This window comes from Thermosinus carboxydivorans Nor1 (assembly GCF_000169155.1).
Lineage (GTDB): Bacteria > Bacillota > Negativicutes > Sporomusales > Thermosinaceae > Thermosinus > Thermosinus carboxydivorans.
Genome location: NZ_AAWL01000002.1, coordinates 95169 through 111206, shown reverse-complemented (window position 1 = coordinate 111206; position 16038 = coordinate 95169). Strand labels below are relative to the sequence as shown.

Genomic DNA, 16038 nt, shown 5'->3' with positions numbered 1-16038 from the left:
GGTGAAACATGGAATTACTAGTGACAACATCTGACAACCCGACGACGGCGATGCTAGAGACCGGGTATAAAATCGCGACGGAGTTAGGCGTCTTGTTTGTGAAAAAAAAGCGCACTTCGCTCGCCACCCTTAAAAAGCAGTATAATGTCGACCATGTAATTGTTGTTACCCGAAATGGGCCGGTGGTACACACTCCCGGCGGAGAATACTTTTTTCATTTAAGCATGGCCGAACTGCGTATAAAAAATCTCAGAAATGGTAAACATGACCATATGATAACCGCCATGACGTTAGAAAAGGGCATGTCGGTTCTTGATTGTACTCTTGGATTGGCGACCGATGCCATTGTAGCCAGTTTTGTTCTGGGAGAGGACGGTTTGTTGGTTGGAATAGAGTACTCCCCCATAATAGCAATGGTTACGCGCTGGGGTTTAGAGAATTTTGACGGCAGCGACAGCGAGATTAACGGTGCGTTGCGGCGCATCCAGGTCAAGCAGGGAGATTACGAAGAATATCTGGCCGCTCTGCCGGATAAGAGTTTTGATGTCGTTTATTTTGATCCTATGTTTCGTCGCCCGGTTTATACCAGTTCTAGCTTGAGACCGCTTCGTTATCTGGCTAACCACAATCCGCTGACAAGCAGTGCTGTTGCTTCCGCCTGTCGAGTAGCAAAACGACGAGTCGTAATGAAAGAGGCTGCCGGAAGCGCTGAATTTGAACGGTTAGGTTTTAAAACCTTGATAGGCGGCAAGTACAGTAGTATTCAGTATGGCGTTATCGAGCTTGAACCTAGTGCAGGAGGCCAACTATGGAGCGGCTGATTGTCATTATTGGTCCGACTGCTGTTGGCAAAACGCAAGTCAGTATTGAATTGGCTAAGATGTTGAATTCTGAAATTATATCTGGCGATTCTATGCTAGTTTATCGGGACTTTGACATTGGTACAGCTAAACCAACGCTAGCGGAGAGGCAAGGGATTACACATTATCTTATTGATATTCTAGGTCCCGAGGAAGAATTCAGCGTAGCCGAATTTCAGCGTTTAGCATCTTACTATATAACCCGGGTAAATGCCAAAGGTAAAATACCTATTCTTGCCGGTGGAACAGGGCTTTATGTCAAAGCGCTTCTTGAAGGTTATAAGTTTAATAGAGCCGCCGGTGATGAAAAATTTCGCTTGCGGCTTGAACAAATGGCGGACATTCACGGCAATCAATATTTATACAACATGCTGTCCCAGGTAAGTCCTGCAACGGCAGCGCGCCTGCACCCTAATGACCGGCGCCGCATTATTCGGGCCTTGGAAATTTACCACCTGAGTGGCGAGGAAGTTTCCCAGGAGAAACTTGCCCGAGAAAAAAACCTAATCTATGATGCGCTTGTTATTGGGTTGAATATGAACAGGAGCAGTCTTTATGAACGGATTAACCAGCGGGTCGATCAAATGGTGGAACGCGGGTTGATTAACGAGGTTCGCTATCTATTAGAGTCTGGTATCTCCCCGAAATGCCAGGCCATGCAGGGGATAGGCTATAAAGAAATAGTCCTGTATTTGAAGGGAGAGATTACCTTACCCGAAGCAATAGAGAGAATAAAAAAAGGGACGCGAAACTTTGCCAAGCGTCAATTAACGTGGTACCGCAAGATGCCTTATATCTGTTGGGTGCAGGTAGACCATTTCCCTGATCACAATAAATTGATGGAATATATTTACAGCCTAGTTGCAGGAAAGTTTTATCTCTAGTAGAATAAAATAGTAAAAAACATGCAGACGGAGGAGTTGCTTACATGACAACTAAAGTCATCAACCTTCAGGATAGTTTTCTAAATCAAGTCCGTAAAGAGAACGTACCTGTCATCATCTATCTTGTCAACGGCTTTCAACTTCGCGGTTTGGTAAAGGGATTTGATAATTTTACCGTGATAATGGAAAATGAGGGCAAACAACAGTTGGTGTATAAACACGCCATTTCCACCATTACGCCGTTTAAGCCTCTTGCCCCCGGGCTGCATGAGAAAAAAGAAGAACCAAAAGCGGAAAAATAGCAAAAATGCTCTAAGCTTGCTAGCTTAGAGCATTTTTTATCACCGTTTATCGGCGAGTGCATATAATGTAATCACCGATACCCCGAGGTGAGGTGAAAGGAATGTCGTACCTTTGGCCTCAAGATGTACTTTCAGCTATTGAAAACGGTCAACTTTCACCCAAAGATGCTTTCCGCTATTTGCGTGACATGGACCAGTCTATTCTACCGGCATCACGTCAAGACGGTAGTGCGGCCCACCAACGGGTCGAAGAAATAATGCGTGAACTTGATAGCCTCATTGGGCTCAGTGAAGTAAAAAAACTAGTACGTGAAATTAATGCCTTTATTGAAATCCAAAAGCGAAGGGAAAAGGAACATTTAATTACCGATCCACTTGTTTTACACATGATATTTAAAGGAAATCCTGGTACAGGCAAGACAACCGTTGCCCGTATTTTGGGCAAAATATTCCGGGAGATGGGCGTTCTGAGCCGAGGACATCTTATCGAAGTTGAGCGGGCTGATTTAGTAGGCGAATATATTGGACATACGGCTCAAAAAACGCGTGAACAATTGAAAAAGGCTTATGGCGGAATTCTCTTTATTGATGAAGCTTACTCATTGGCCCGGGGAGGAGAAAAAGATTTCGGCAAAGAGGCAATCGACTGTCTGGTAAAAGCAATGGAGGATAAAAAGGATCAGCTTATCCTAATTTTAGCCGGCTATCAAAAAGAAATGGAAAATTTTTTACAAACTAATCCTGGTCTGCGTTCGCGGTTTCCTATACATATAGAATTTTCCGACTACACAAAGCAAGAATTAATGCAAATCGCCGAGCAAATGTGCGCCAAACGACAATATAAACTCTCGCCGGAAGCAAAGGCTTTACTGGAAAAAATGCTGGTACCTCCTACAAGAAATAGCGATGAAAATTTTGGCAACGCCCGCACGGTTCGCAACATCATTGAAAAAGCAATTAGACGGCAAGCAGTCCGGTTGGTAGTGAAGGCGAACACTACCCGTGAAGAGCTTATGACGATTGAAGCCACGGATTTAGCGGAGGTGTAAATATGCGCGAATGTGCTGTAGTCGGACGTCCGAACTCTGGTAAGACCATGTTTGCCCTGAATTTTGCCGCGTTTCTTGGTAGCAAGGCAGTAGACATTACTTTTCGCACCTACGATGGGCTGCTAACTTGCCGACACTTTATAATTGAGGAGGCACGGCGTGAACTTTGTAGTTTGACGGCTCACAAGACGCGCTCCATCCAGTCGATGATATTGAAAATGCCGGTTGGCAAGGCAACAGTCAATTTTAAGTTGACTGACACATGTGGCATTACCGAACATATTCATGCGGATGAAAATATTCGCCGCGGTATGGCACAAACGATTGGTCTCATGCGGACGGCCGATTTTATCTTCCACATTATTGATGCCGCTGATTTTCCGGGGGAAGTTATAGCGAGCAAGGACAACAATATCGACTGGGAAATATATACATATGGTACGGCACGAGGTAATTATGTACTTCTTGCCAATAAGATAGATTTGATCATAGCGAAAAATAACCTGCCGAAACTGAAAGGCTATTTTCCAGAGGCATTGATAATTCCTATATCAGCCCTCTACTCTCAGGGATTTAAAGAGGTGAAGGCATATGTGGCCCGCAATCTCTAATTTCGCTACTGCTGTTGCATCGGTCATCCTATGCGCCGCGGCGGTTAAGCTTGTCGATGACTATCTTGATCAGGAATTGGACCGAATTGTCGGGAGAATGAACTGGAGTGAATTTTTAGGGAGCAGCACAATGGTCTATGCAATGCTTCTTATTGTTTTCGCTGCATGCATCAATGCTTCGATTAGTTTGCCGTTGTTTTTATCTAGCTATATAGTTGGCATGTTCATCAAGCTTGATCATGATTTTCCGACACGGCTTAAAGGCTGGCAAGAGTCTTTTATCGTGTTTGGATTAGGCATACTCTTTTTTGAATGGTCAAATATGGTTTTTTCTTTACTTTTCATTTTGAGTGTACAACTGTTTGATGATTGTCTTGATTTTTATAGCGACCGTCGGGCGGGCTATCATAACTGGGCTTACCGGCTGGGAATTATGGAATGTTTCCTTTTAGCAGGGGTAGCTTTTTCGGCAGCCTGGTGGCTGGGTGGAGATCGTTTTCCGCCGGTTTTTTGGGGAACAACAATTTTTTATATTGTGCTAGTACGCTGTCAGGAGGCCAAAATATGTCGGTGAGTTTAGCATTATTCGTTATGTTCGGGTTGTTTTTAGCAGGATATCTCTTGGGACAGCGGCGGGGACAGACTTATGGATATAAATTAGGGCAGGTTACGGTGCCGCTTATGCTTAGGGAGAAGTCTTTAGAACTTGGATACTGTGTTCTATGCCGACAGGGCGATGGGCAACAGTTTTTGAGAAGTACTCGTGAAATTGAGCTAAAATAACGCTTAACCAACCAAAAAACAGCGAGAGGGTAACCTTCTCGCTGTTTTTTCGTGCGCCCGGCAAGGACAAAGACAGCAGAAACGTTCGAAAGGGGCCTGCCTGCGGAAGGAAGTGGTGAAGCCACGGGGGACCGTGGGAGGGCCAAGCCCTTCTTCGGCACAAGACGGAGCATCACCTAGCGGGGACCAAGGTAACAGCCTGATGGAGCAGGTGGTGGCCAGCGAGAACATGCTGGCCGCCCTGAAGCGGGTAGAGCATAGCGAAGGCGCGCCCGGCGTAGACGGCGCATCCCGACCGAACGGCTTCGGAACCAAATCCGCGCCGAGTGGCCACGTATCCGGGAAGAACTGCTCATAGGCACCTACAGACCGATACCCGTGCGCCGGGTCGAAATCCCGAAAATGCGGAGGAGGCAAACGGTTGCTGGGGGATCCCCACCGTAATGAACCGCCTGATCCAGCAGGCCTCCCTGCAAGTACTTGCGCCCATCTTCGATCCGCAGTTTTCCGAGGCCAGCTACGGGTTATGCCCGGGCAGAAGGGCCCAGGATGAGGTAAAGAAGGCGCGTCAATACGTACCGTCTCCGTCAAGGGAAAGCCTTGACGGAGACGGACTGAGGGCTATAGTAAACAATTAGGACTTGCATTTTTTCATAGGTGAGAGAACGGGGGGCTAGCCGCCTCCTCTTACTAGATCTACTTATTAATGGCGCTTGCTATTATAAGCCTTGCAAGTGTAAAATGAAATACTAGAATTATATTTTGGGTTAATAGTTTGGACAAGGAGAACAATATGGCTGAGATTCATGGAGACATAGCTGGATTAAGAAAATCGACTATTTCCCGGCTGGAAAAGCTGTACGATTTCGTTGTACCTTCCGGTCAAGTTGCTACAGAAGAGATCATCCAACTTTTGGCTGAACTATCGGGCGAATTGAACCGGGAAATCGCTCTTTACCTTAATCGCCGCGGTCAAGTTATTCGGGTAGCCATAGGGAACGCGACAACAGTAGACCTCCCACAGGCTAATGGACGGCATGCTCTAAACCGGTTAAGCGGCCTTCGCTGCTTGCATACCCATCCCAGTGGTGATAGCCGGTTAAGTGATGTCGATCTGGCGTCGTTACGGGAAATGCGCTTTGATTTGATGGCTGCTTTGGGAGTTGAAGGTGGCGCCGTAAAACAAGTAAGTTTTGGTTATATCAGCGGCTGTCGGAATGACGAACTCCTTGTCCAAACTGTTGGGCCGGTACGGTTAGAGGACTTTATTCTGCTGGATTTTTCCTTTTTGCTGAAACAGATTGAAAATCAGTTGGTCAACAGAAAACAAGCGAGCGAAGCTATTAAACCTGAGCGCGCCCTACTCGTAGGTATCGAAAAGGACACTGGCTGGAATATTTCAGATTCTTTAAAAGAACTTGCTCAACTGGCGGAAACGGCCGGCGCACAGGTAGTAGATATAATCTCGCAGCGGCGTGAACGGCCGGATGCCGCATTTTTTATCGGCCGCGGAAAAGTACACGAAATTAATCTCCTTCGGCAGTCCAAGGATATAAATCTAATCATTTTTGATGACGAACTGTCGCCAGCCCAACAACGCAATCTAGAGCAGGCTTTGGGTGTAAAAGTACTTGATCGCACGGCCTTAATTTTAGATATTTTTGCTCAACGGGCACGGACACGTGAGGGAAAGTTGCAAGTTGAATTGGCCCAGCTTCGCTATAACCTGCCGCGTTTGGGCGGACAAGGTTTAGTATTGTCGCGGCTAGGTGGTGGAATTGGTACACGGGGACCCGGCGAAACGAAACTCGAAGTCGATAAACGCCGTATTCGCGAGAGAATTGCCGATATAGAGGCGGAGATTGAGCAAATTAAAAAACACCGCAGTTTGCATCGTGAACGTCGTCAACGTGCCCATGTTCCTACGCTAGCGCTAGTAGGTTACACGAATGCGGGAAAATCGACACTGCTAAATACGTTGACAAACGCAAGCGTTCTGGCAGAGGATAAACTTTTTGCCACTCTTGATCCTACAACTCGTCGGCTCAAGCTACCTAACGGGCAAGAGGCATTACTTACCGATACCGTGGGGTTCATCCAAAAGCTACCGCATCAACTTATTGCTGCATTTCGAGCAACTTTGGAAGAAGTGGTGTATGCTGATCTTTTGCTGCACATTGTCGATGCCAGCCATCCGCGGTACGAGGAGCAAATGGATTCAGTTTTTGAGGTATTACGGGAACTTCAGGCAGATACTAAGGATATTATTACCGTCTTTAACAAAATTGATAAAATTGAAAACCCTAATATTATTGCTCGTCTCGTGCGCGAATCTGGCAGTGTTGCCATATCAGCCTTAACCGGATTAGGGATTGATAGCCTACTAGAGCAAGTGCAAAATAAGTTAAGAATTATTACCACAGATGTATGCTTGGTTATACCTTATTCTGAGACTGGACTCGTCAGTCAGTTGTATGATCTTGGTTCTGTTATCAGCATTGATTATAAAACAGAAAATATTGTTGTCCACGCACAGTTACCTCTCCAATATCGAAAACGTTTTGAACCCTATATGAAACAGGAGTGAACTAGTTTGCCACACTTTAGTAAAGAACTTTACGATCTTCGCACTGAAGCCATGCGCCGAGCGCAGCCCTTTTTCGCCATGGTTGATGCTATTGCTGAAGAAAATACCGCCCGGATCCTAGCGGTTTTTCGCAAACATCAAGTGACGGATTTTCATTTTCGTTCCACTACTGGTTATGGTTACGACGATGCTGGGCGTGATAAACTTGACCGAATTTGGGCGGATGTATGTGGTGCTGAGAAAGCGCTTTTCCGTATTCAGTTTGTGTCCGGAACTCACGCATTAGCGACAGTGTTATTTGGTCTTTTGCGGCCAGGCGACGAACTTCTAAGTGTTACCGGGTCGCCTTACGACACAATGCGCACTGTAATTGGGCACCCAAAGGTAATGCCAGGCTCATTACGTGAGCTCGGAATAGATTATCGGGAAGTGCCTATGGGAGAGAGCGGACCAGACTTAAATGCTATTGCCGCGGCTATACGTCCTAAAACCAAAATGGTTCTAATCCAGCGTTCAAGGGGATATAGTTTACGTACTCCCCTTAATATTGACGATATCAGCAAGATTTGTGACTGTGTTAAAAGCTTGAAGAAGGATTGTATTTGTTTTGTTGATAACTGTTATGGCGAGTTCGTGGAAAAAGCCGAACCCACTGCCGTAGGCGCTGATATTATGGCTGGCTCGTTAATCAAGAACCCCGGAGGAGGGTTTGCTCCGAGCGGGGGTTATATCGCCGGTAAAGCAGACTTAGTAGAACTTGCCGCTTTTCGGTTGACCGCGCCAGGAATAGGAAGTGAGCTAGGCGCTTCACTTGTTGATAATCGGTTACTCTATCAAGGGCTGTTTATGGCGCCGCACATCGTAGCCCAAGCGGTGAAGGGAGCTATTTTCGCGGCGGCTTTCTTTTCATTATTAAATTATAAGACCAGACCGCTGCCAGAAGAACGGCGCAGTGATATCATACAAGCCATTGAATTGGGCTCTCCTGAAAAAATGATCGCATTTTGCCGGGGATTACAGAAATATTCCCCCGTGAATGCCCATTTTCAGCCTGAGCCCAGCGTTATACCCGGTTATAGTGACGCCGTCATCATGGCTGCCGGTACTTTTGTTCAAGGGGCATCCATTGAACTAAGCGCCGACGGCCCAATACGTCCTCCATACGTCATTTATCTGCAGGGAGGACTTACATTCGAGCATGCCGTTCTTGGTATAATGGGGGCCGCAGCCGAAATAACAGGTATGAAAAAATAGAATAAACCTGATAATTTAACGATAGCCGACAGGAAAATAGCTAAGCATGTCGAATAAAAGTGCCTGTAACATGAAAGATTGTATATTTTTCTGGTGGGATTTTGTGGAATACATATTAATTAGCGTTCTTACAATACTTGTGACAACGTTTCTGGTTTATAAAATTGCCAATCGTATATTTAACATTCCTCTGCGAAAGAAATCACTCATTCTTTGTGCTGCCTGCGCTTTATTCATTAGTTTGGTATTGCCGCGCATTGTTGCAGGTGTTACGGGATTGCTAGGTACACTAATAATTTTGGCGCTGTTCGCCGTTTTGTTTGCTTATTTTATTGCTTATTACGATAATCATGACCAATCCTCACCTGTTGCAGAAATACCTGTGGAAAAAGGCTTGACGGACGAAAAGGTAGCTACTGTAGAAATCACGGAAGGCCCGCTACCAAACAAGAATGCCCTGACGCCGCAAGAGCAAGATACTTTTATCCAAGCAAATTTGAACGGTCAAGAGGTTGCTGTGTCTTCTGCTTCCGTACAGTCCGATTTAGGTGACCGTCCTCTGTCGGATGCACTAGATGATTTACTGGATTATGCTTTTCAGCAGAAAGAAGCAGGTAATCTTAGTTTAGCTCTGAAATATTTCCAACAGGCTTTAAATCTTTATCCCGATAATGAGATTAGCCCCTTTATAGTCGTAGAGATTGGGAGCATCTTAAAAAATAAAGGGCAGTATGACGAAGCGATTAAGGTGTTTGTCGAGGGACGTAATTTACCGGCGCTAAGGTCTAACAGCACTGTTCAGCAGGATTTTATCAATACCATTGCATACCTGCGAATTGTTCGCAATGTTTTGTTACAGCGCCGTTTGGGATTTATCCCGTATGGAGAAATTCCTGCAGCGGTATTAGCTGAAATTGACGCTGAGTTTCGTGAATGGCGAAAGTTGGCTTAATATAATCTGAATTGGACAGGAGGTCTTTCAATGAAAAAAAGCGCAGAAATTCTTGGTTTACCTGTAATAAGTATTTTGGAAGGTAAAGAGTTAGGCACCGTCAAGGATTTGGTTGTCGACGCCAGTGGCGGGGCGGTTGCCGCACTTATTGTCGACGATGGAAAATGGTATCTTGGCGCAAAATTACTACCGTTCGGGGCCATTACGGGTCTTGGTGAATATGCTATAACTGTTGACAGTAGTGAATATATTCTATCGGTAGTTAAGTCGCCTGAGTTAGAGCAATTACTAATTGAAAATGTGAAAGTGATCGGTACGAAGGTTCTGACCAAAACTGGCCGCATTCAAGGTACGGTTAGCGAGATTGTCATCGACGACACCGGAAAAATTGCTGCCTGCGAAATTTCGGAAAATAATGGGGCAATTTCCAATGTACCGGCTCAACGTATCGTCACTTTTGGTAAAAGCGTTTTAATTATTACTGATGAAGATCAACCGACGCACATTGCCGCAGCAATGGCAAAAACAATGGAAAAACACGATATTCCTGTTGTGAATGAACGGTTAGCCGTACAAACTACACCGACTTCAGCGGTAGCGGTACAGTCTGGAAAAGAAACAGACGACGATCCTACAAGGAAATTTGACGAAAAACACCGCAAGTTTCTACTTGGAAAGAAGGCCAGTCGCCGCATTGAAACCGATAACGGCATGATTATCGTCGATCAGGGTGGAGAGATTACCGAAGAAGTTTTACAAAAGGCCAAACTAGCCGGCAAATTCGTTGAACTATCCATGAGCGTACAGTGAGAACCGCAAGTCCCCGCTTTTTGCGGGGGCTTTATATTCTCTATAAGACCTTAAATAGCGAAAGGTGTTAGGCCGTGGAACCTGTAGCAATAAAGAGAAAAAACAATTTGATGTTATTCTTGCTAATTATATTTTTATTTACAGCAATAAGCTTTGGTGCCACCAATGCCGCTTTCATGGTTACGCAGAATATTTACCACGGTGTAACGGTTGAAGGTGTACCTGTCGGGGGACTGACTATCCAGGAAGCGGAGAGACGGTTACGTACGCACTTTGGAGAACGTCTAAAGCATCCTCTGATAGAATTGGTTTATGAAAATAATAAGTGGGAAATTACGGCTAGCCAAATAGATTTTTCGATAGACACAGCTTCGCTTGCCAGGAAAGCTTACCAAGTTGGCCGCAGAGGGGGGATACTTCAACGACTGCGAGAACGCTATCTTGCCATTTATCATAGTTATACGTTACCTCTAGAAATAAGCTATAATCACGAAAAATTACAAGCAGTCGTTACCAAAATTGCCAAAGAAGTGAATCGGGATGCTCAGAATGCATCTCTCGCACAACACAAAGGCGGAGTGACTATTACCCCTGAAATCATTGGCTTAAAGGTAAACGTCGCGCAAACCGTCGCTGATATCGTAAGTAAAATGAATCGTTCCCTGCCGGTTAGGAGCGAGCTCGCGGTAGAAAAAGTAGTCCCGCCTATCCTCGCACAAGACCTTGTTGCTATTGATGGCATTATTGCCGCCTATACCACCCAATTTGACCCACGAGACGAAAATCGAACTCAGAATATCCAGTTAGCGGCGAAAAGCATTAATGGCGTTCTGGTACGGCCTGGTCAGGTATTTTCCTTTAATGCTCATGTGGGACCGCGGCTGGCGGAGAATGGTTACCGTGAAGCGCCTGTTTTTGTCGATGGTAGGTTAAGCACTGACTGGGGAGGAGGAGTGTGCCAAGTAAGCAGTACTTTGTATAACGCCGTACTGTTGGCCGACTTAGGGATTGAAGAGCGAACCGCCCATTTTCGCCCCCCTGGCTATGTTCCTCTCGGGCAAGATGCTACTGTAGCTGACAATCAACTGGATTTTAAATTTAGGAATACCACTGCCAATAACATTTATCTCACGACTGAGGTAACGGGCAATCAACTTACTGTTTACATCTTCGGCAAACGGATGCCTAATAGCCCGGAAATTCGCATTATTACTGCAGACAAGCAAATACTTGAGCCAAAAACCGTAATCAAACAAGATCCTACACTAGAAATGGGTAAGGAAGTTATTGAGTCCGAAGGACAAAAGGGATACCAAGTTACAACTTACCGAATTAAGCTAAGGAACGGTCAGGAAATTGCCCGTGAATTTCTCGCCAGTGATGAATATAACCCTGTTGACCGGTTAATCCGCGTCGGTACTAAAACCTCGCCAAAAGAACCTAGCAAGTGATTAAGACCTGTATATTCTATTTTATTTACCGAGCAGTAAAAAGGGATGAGTAAAACATACTCATCCCTTTTTTTCCTATGCTCACTTTAAAATTTAACTATAAACGACGATACAACCCAACTACTTTTCCTAATATAGTCACATTTTGGGAGTAAATCGGTTCCATATAATTGTTTTCAGGTTGCAAGCGAATATAGTCTCTTTCCTTATAGAACCGTTTTACCGTGGCTTCTTCGCCATCAAGTAAAGCAACGACTATGTCCCCGTTTCTGGCCGTATTTTGTTCACGCACAATCACAAGATCGCCGTCAAGGATACCGGCGTAATCATACTATCGCCTCTAACAGCCAACATAAAAACATTATCATCGTTACCGACAAACTCTGTTGGCAGAGGATAGACTTCTTCAATATTTTCCACCGCTAAAATAGGTTGGCCCGCCGTAACCCGTCCAACCATAGGAACAGGGGTTAGGGCTTTTTGACGCCATGGCGCTTCATCAAGCACTTCTATAGCTCTGGGTTTGGTCGGGTCGCGCCGGATAAAGCCTAGTTCTTCCAATTTAGAGAGGTGGCTGTGTACGGTAGAACTTGAACTCAAGCCAACCGCTTCACCAATTTCGCGAACTGATGGAGGGTACCCTTTTATGCGTAACGTTTCTTTTATGTAGGCTAAAATCTGCTTTTGCCGAGTACTTAATAAAAATTCCTTAGTCACTTTTTATTCAACCCCTGTAAACTCCTATTTGCTTTCATTATAACAATATTTTCCCGCTATTGCAAACATGGGTTCGAAAAATGTATAAGCTTATTGACCAAACATATGTACTATGGTAAAATGTCTCTAGGCGAACATATGTTTAGGGGGCAGTTGTATGTTAAAGTTTTATTTAAAATTATTTTTATTTACCATGTTCGTAGTAATTATCTCCTGGTATGGTCTAAGCGGTGCATTTGCACACACAAATGCATTTTTGCTGTCTAGTTCTTATCAGATTATTACCGTTAATAATGGTGATACTTTATGGTCGATTGCATCAAATTATGTAACTGACCAAGATGATATTCGCGACTTAATCATAGCAATTAAGCATACAAATAATTTAGATAATGGCGTGGTAATTCATCCAGGTCAACAACTTAAAATTCCACTCAAAACAAAAAATCTCGAGATAGGCATTGTCGTCAAAAAATAGGCACTTAATGCCTATTTTTTTTTGTGATTTTTTACGTCCGATAATATCTATTATGTTAAGTAATATGAAAAAGTAGAACAAAACGATAAACCGGCTTAAATCTAGTCAATGAGGCAATGTATACTTTTTCCTCTTTTGATACATATTACATTTAGATGAGAGATTTTCATATTTTGCAGCCCAGATAAATCAAGGGTTCTGAAGACAATAAAAAGGACTTCACCCCCAGAATTGCCGAATTTATCAAGTGACAAAACAATCCAAATCCAGCAAATGGAGGTTGAAGTCACTATGTATATTCGGCAAAAACCCTTATTTTCCTTCGATACTCTTATGCAATATCAACCCAAAACTCGTCTGGCGATGGTTTTTGAAAGTATTGATCTTCACCCCTTGTTAAAGACTTTACCAATAAAATCTATCCGCGGCCCTAAAGGATATAGTTCAGCCGCATTAATAAAAGCCTTTCTTGCAATGAGGTTATGTTCCATTCCTACCGTCACATTACTGGTCGAGCGCTTAAAAACTGACTTGGTTTTTCGCTACGAATGCGGCTTTTCACTAGAGCAGCCTGTACCATCATTAGCTACATTTAGTCGTTTCTTTCAAAAGATAGCTGAGACAGATAGCCTACAAGTGCTATTCTCTGCTTTGGTAGATACCGCCATTCAAGACAAGGTCATATCTGGTGAAGTTGTTGCAATCGATGCCAGCGCCATCGACTCTTATGAAAAACCTGTTCCTAAAAAGGAGCTAAATAGCAATGGCGACAGTGCTACCTGGGGTGCTAAGCTAGATACCCATGGTAATCAACATGTATGGTTTGGCTATAAACTACACCTGGCAGTTGACACCAAAAGCGAATTACCTATAGCGGTCAAAGTCACTCCTGCCAATCGGAACGATGTCACACAGGCTATCCCTTTAATGGATGAAATCAAGCACCAGCCAAAGTACTACTGCATGGATATGGGCTATGATGCCAAAGATGTTTATCAAGCCGCATATGAGCGCCAAGCACAAGCCATTATCCCTCTCAATCGCCGGAAAGAAAAATTACCGCCCGAAGGAATGGACGAAAATCGTACTCCAACATGCTCCATGGGTTATCCGATGGTTTACTGGGGGTGTGAAAGAGAAAAAGGAATATTAAAGTTTCGGTGTCCCCATGTATGTGGCAAAGTTAATTGTCCTAACGGGAGTGCATGGTGTTCACCGTCTAACTATGGCCTGGTTATAAAGAAAAAAGTTGAAGATGATCCGCGCAGCTTCTGTACTCCTCATCGTGGCACACGGGAATGGGAAAAACTTTATGCGGAGCGAACATCGGTAGAACGAGCATTTTCCCGATTGAAGGAGCAGCTTGGAGCAAACACAGTTCGTGTACAGGGAATTAAAAAGGTTACAGCACATCTAATGCTTTGCTGCATTGCTTTACTGGCAGGAACAATAGCGGTTAATCGCCAGATACATCAGCAAAAAGCAGCCTAATTATTGTTTTTCATCTTACTTTTTACAGAATTAGCCCGCCATAGGGATAGGTCTACCCTTTTTTAGGCTAATATTAGAGCATTTTTGTTAAAAATTGGCTAATTACACTAATAGCTCTTGAATTTGACATCAAAATTGCTTAAAGACATCTCTTTGTGGATAACTTGCGATTGAATTATGCAAAACTCTCAATTGTTTAAAGGAGCGGAGAAAACAAAATGGCGTTGGGAGTGGCAATTATCGGGGCTGGTATGATCGCCAATATTCATGTCACAGCCCTTCAAGAAATACCCGGGGCGAGGATTACCGGAGTTTGGAGCCGAAATGCGGAGGCAACTGCTAAATTTGCCGCCAAACACGGGATAAAGGCTTTTAAATCGTATGAAGATGTTCTGGCTGACGCGAAGACCGATATTATTAGCCTGTGCCTCCCGCCAGGCCTTCATGTCGACTTCGGTTTGCAGGCAGCAGCGGCGGGAAAACATCTGATAGTGGAAAAGCCGATGGATATCGACGCGGCAAAAGCGCGACGGCTTATTGAAGTGTACCGTGCGAAAAATCTTGTTCTGTCGGTAATTTTTCAAAACCGGTTTACCCCCGCCGCGCAGCGGGTTAAAGCCGCCCTTGACGCCGGGCTGCTCGGCAGGCTAATCCTGGGAGATGCATACGTTAAGTGGTACCGTTCGCCCGAATATTATGCCAATGGCGCTTGGCGGGGCACTTGGAATATTGAGGGTGGCGGAGCGCTTATCAACCAGGCAATTCACACGATCGACCTTCTCCAATGGTTTATGGGCGGTGTAAAATCCGTTTCCGGAATGATTAAGACATCCATCCATAAAATAGAAACGGAAGATTTAGGCGTTGCCGCAGTGGAGTATCATAACGGTGCGCTTGGCGTCATTGAAGGCTCAACGGCCATTACACCCGGCTACAAAGAAAGGATCGAAATCCATGGAACTAAAGGCTCTTTTATATTAGAAGGTGGTATAGTCAAAGAGTGGAAGGTGGAAGGCTGCAGAGAAGAAGATTATATTGATACTCAGCCAATTTCGTACGGCGCGACGAATTCGCCGGCTATTTCGAGCGTAAACCACAAGGCGCAAATGCTGGACATTCTCCGAGCCGTTGAGCAGGGGAAGGATCCTTTGGTTACCGGCGAAGAAGGGCTCAAATCATTGGAAATCGTGCTAGGTATTTACGAATCGTCGCGGAAAGGGCAAAAAATCCAGCTGGCCTAGGCCTTATTGCCAAAGCATTTTCTCCCTGTTTTAGGAGTTATAATTGGTCGCACCTGCTTTTGTAATAAGGCAAACCTGACTCCGCCGCCTATTGAACCCGGCCGTATTTTGTGCGACAATGGCAGTAAAAGGGTTTAGGAGGCTGTGGTCGATGTCCGAACAAGAGAAAAGACCGGAACAAGCGCTTACCCTAAACCAACGGCTTAAAGAGTGGGCGCGCAAGCTTAAAGGTGACGTCATCGCCCTTTATTTTGCGCTCAAGCACCCCGCGACCCCGCTTTACGCCAAGGTGGTTACCGCCATCGTTGTCGGTTACGCTTTGAGTCCCATAGACTTAGTCCCAGATTTCGTGCCGGTGCTTGGGTATTTGGATGACGTAATTCTTCTGCCGCTGGGCATAGCCCTGGCAATAAAGTTGATACCGATAGACGTACTAACTGCCTGCCGCGAAGAAGCCCGCAATAATCCGCCAGCGCTGAAGCCTAAGATTTGGGCTGCGGCGGTTGTCATCGTTTTTCTTTGGTTGGCTATTGTTTATGCCGTGTACGCGTGGCTAAAATAGTAGTGT

16 protein-coding genes and 1 pseudogene are annotated in these 16038 nt (G+C 44.9%); 16 read left to right on the top strand and 1 reads right to left on the bottom strand.

Annotation, left to right across the window (positions count from 1 at the left end):
- The first annotated feature begins 8 nt into the window (after positions 1-8).
- The 12 genes from TCARDRAFT_RS02095 to TCARDRAFT_RS02035 all read left to right on the top strand — a co-directional run bounded on the left by TCARDRAFT_RS02095 (position 9) and on the right by TCARDRAFT_RS02035 (position 11543).
- Complete coding sequence (locus TCARDRAFT_RS02095) at positions 9-821, top strand: class I SAM-dependent methyltransferase (RefSeq protein ID WP_007288352.1); 813 nt, start codon at positions 9-11, stop codon at positions 819-821.
- A complete protein-coding gene (gene miaA, locus TCARDRAFT_RS02090; protein ID WP_007288351.1) occupies positions 809-1744 on the top strand; it encodes a tRNA (adenosine(37)-N6)-dimethylallyltransferase MiaA in 936 nt (311 codons plus the stop codon). The genes TCARDRAFT_RS02095 and miaA overlap by 13 nt, the downstream gene beginning before the upstream one ends.
- Positions 1745-1788: 44 nt before the next feature.
- The gene (gene hfq, locus TCARDRAFT_RS02085) at positions 1789-2046 is read left to right on the top strand and encodes an RNA chaperone Hfq (RefSeq protein ID WP_007288350.1); all 258 of its coding nucleotides are present in this window, start codon (positions 1789-1791) and stop codon (positions 2044-2046) included.
- Positions 2047-2147: 101 nt separating this feature from the next.
- Positions 2148-3095, top strand: a complete 948-nt coding sequence (gene spoVK / locus TCARDRAFT_RS02080; protein ID WP_007288349.1) for a stage V sporulation protein K — start codon at positions 2148-2150, stop codon at positions 3093-3095.
- A gap of 2 nt (positions 3096-3097) precedes the next feature.
- On the top strand, positions 3098-3706 hold the full coding sequence (locus tag TCARDRAFT_RS02075; RefSeq protein ID WP_007288348.1) for a GTPase: 609 nt from the start codon (positions 3098-3100) through the stop codon (positions 3704-3706).
- Positions 3687-4280, top strand: coding sequence for a hypothetical protein (locus TCARDRAFT_RS02070; RefSeq protein WP_007288513.1), 594 nt, complete (start codon positions 3687-3689; stop codon positions 4278-4280). The genes TCARDRAFT_RS02075 and TCARDRAFT_RS02070 overlap by 20 nt, the downstream gene beginning before the upstream one ends.
- Positions 4271-4489 carry a hypothetical protein gene (locus TCARDRAFT_RS02065; RefSeq protein WP_040682948.1) on the top strand — a complete coding sequence of 73 codons (219 nt, stop codon included), beginning with the start codon at positions 4271-4273 and terminating at the stop codon, positions 4487-4489. The genes TCARDRAFT_RS02070 and TCARDRAFT_RS02065 overlap by 10 nt, the downstream gene beginning before the upstream one ends.
- A 793-nt stretch (positions 4490-5282) precedes the next feature.
- Positions 5283-7076 carry a GTPase HflX gene (gene hflX / locus TCARDRAFT_RS02055; protein ID WP_007288346.1) on the top strand — a complete coding sequence of 598 codons (1794 nt, stop codon included), beginning with the start codon at positions 5283-5285 and terminating at the stop codon, positions 7074-7076.
- A gap of 6 nt (positions 7077-7082) precedes the next feature.
- Positions 7083-8330, top strand: a complete 1248-nt coding sequence (locus TCARDRAFT_RS02050) for a methionine gamma-lyase family protein (protein WP_007288345.1) — start codon at positions 7083-7085, stop codon at positions 8328-8330.
- A gap of 103 nt (positions 8331-8433) precedes the next feature.
- On the top strand, positions 8434-9282 hold the full coding sequence (locus TCARDRAFT_RS14485; RefSeq protein ID WP_050769563.1) for a tetratricopeptide repeat protein: 849 nt from the start codon (positions 8434-8436) through the stop codon (positions 9280-9282).
- Between the two features lie 30 nt (positions 9283-9312).
- Positions 9313-10092: a PRC-barrel domain-containing protein gene (locus TCARDRAFT_RS02040; protein ID WP_007288343.1), complete on the top strand. Its 780-nt coding sequence runs from the start codon at positions 9313-9315 to the stop codon at positions 10090-10092.
- A 74-nt stretch (positions 10093-10166) separates the two neighbouring features.
- Positions 10167-11543: a VanW family protein gene (locus tag TCARDRAFT_RS02035; protein ID WP_007288342.1), complete on the top strand. Its 1377-nt coding sequence runs from the start codon at positions 10167-10169 to the stop codon at positions 11541-11543.
- Positions 11544-11640: 97 nt separating this feature from the next.
- Here the strand turns inward: TCARDRAFT_RS02035 and lexA are convergent.
- Positions 11641-12260, bottom strand: a pseudogene (gene lexA / locus TCARDRAFT_RS02030) (transcriptional repressor LexA).
- Positions 12261-12417: 157 nt separating this feature from the next.
- On the opposite strand from lexA, the gene TCARDRAFT_RS02025 reads away from it, so the two are divergent.
- From TCARDRAFT_RS02025 to TCARDRAFT_RS02010, 4 genes are all read left to right on the top strand, one after another.
- Positions 12418-12738, top strand: coding sequence for a LysM peptidoglycan-binding domain-containing protein (locus TCARDRAFT_RS02025; protein WP_007288512.1), 321 nt, complete (start codon positions 12418-12420; stop codon positions 12736-12738).
- Between the two features lie 291 nt (positions 12739-13029).
- A complete protein-coding gene (locus TCARDRAFT_RS02020) occupies positions 13030-14229 on the top strand; it encodes an IS1182 family transposase (protein WP_007288000.1) in 1200 nt (399 codons plus the stop codon).
- A gap of 218 nt (positions 14230-14447) precedes the next feature.
- Entirely contained in the window at positions 14448-15470 is a 1023-nt protein-coding gene (locus TCARDRAFT_RS02015) for a Gfo/Idh/MocA family protein (RefSeq protein ID WP_007288339.1), read from the top strand.
- 151 nt (positions 15471-15621) lie between these two features.
- The gene (locus tag TCARDRAFT_RS02010) at positions 15622-16032 is read left to right on the top strand and encodes a YkvA family protein (RefSeq protein WP_007288338.1); all 411 of its coding nucleotides are present in this window, start codon (positions 15622-15624) and stop codon (positions 16030-16032) included.
- Positions 16033-16038 lie beyond the last annotated feature (6 nt).

Bases quoted from the DNA above. Each gene is read 5' to 3' on its own strand.
- hfq (WP_007288350.1), top strand. From the start codon at position 1,789: ATGACAACTAAAGTCATCAACCTTCAGGATAGTTTTCTAAATCAAGTC.
- TCARDRAFT_RS02070 (WP_007288513.1), top strand. From the start codon at position 3,687: ATGTGGCCCGCAATCTCTAATTTCGCTACTGCTGTTGCATCGGTCATC.
- TCARDRAFT_RS02025 (WP_007288512.1), top strand. From the start codon at position 12,418: ATGTTAAAGTTTTATTTAAAATTATTTTTATTTACCATGTTCGTAGTA.
- TCARDRAFT_RS02095 (WP_007288352.1), top strand. From the start codon at position 9: ATGGAATTACTAGTGACAACATCTGACAACCCGACGACGGCGATGCTA.
- TCARDRAFT_RS02040 (WP_007288343.1), top strand. From the start codon at position 9,313: ATGAAAAAAAGCGCAGAAATTCTTGGTTTACCTGTAATAAGTATTTTG.
- miaA (WP_007288351.1), top strand. From the start codon at position 809: ATGGAGCGGCTGATTGTCATTATTGGTCCGACTGCTGTTGGCAAAACG.
- TCARDRAFT_RS02010 (WP_007288338.1), top strand. From the start codon at position 15,622: ATGTCCGAACAAGAGAAAAGACCGGAACAAGCGCTTACCCTAAACCAA.
- spoVK (WP_007288349.1), top strand. From the start codon at position 2,148: ATGTCGTACCTTTGGCCTCAAGATGTACTTTCAGCTATTGAAAACGGT.
- TCARDRAFT_RS02065 (WP_040682948.1), top strand. From the start codon at position 4,271: ATGTCGGTGAGTTTAGCATTATTCGTTATGTTCGGGTTGTTTTTAGCA.
- TCARDRAFT_RS02015 (WP_007288339.1), top strand. From the start codon at position 14,448: ATGGCGTTGGGAGTGGCAATTATCGGGGCTGGTATGATCGCCAATATT.
- hflX (WP_007288346.1), top strand. From the start codon at position 5,283: ATGGCTGAGATTCATGGAGACATAGCTGGATTAAGAAAATCGACTATT.
- TCARDRAFT_RS02020 (WP_007288000.1), top strand. From the start codon at position 13,030: ATGTATATTCGGCAAAAACCCTTATTTTCCTTCGATACTCTTATGCAA.
- TCARDRAFT_RS02075 (WP_007288348.1), top strand. From the start codon at position 3,098: ATGCGCGAATGTGCTGTAGTCGGACGTCCGAACTCTGGTAAGACCATG.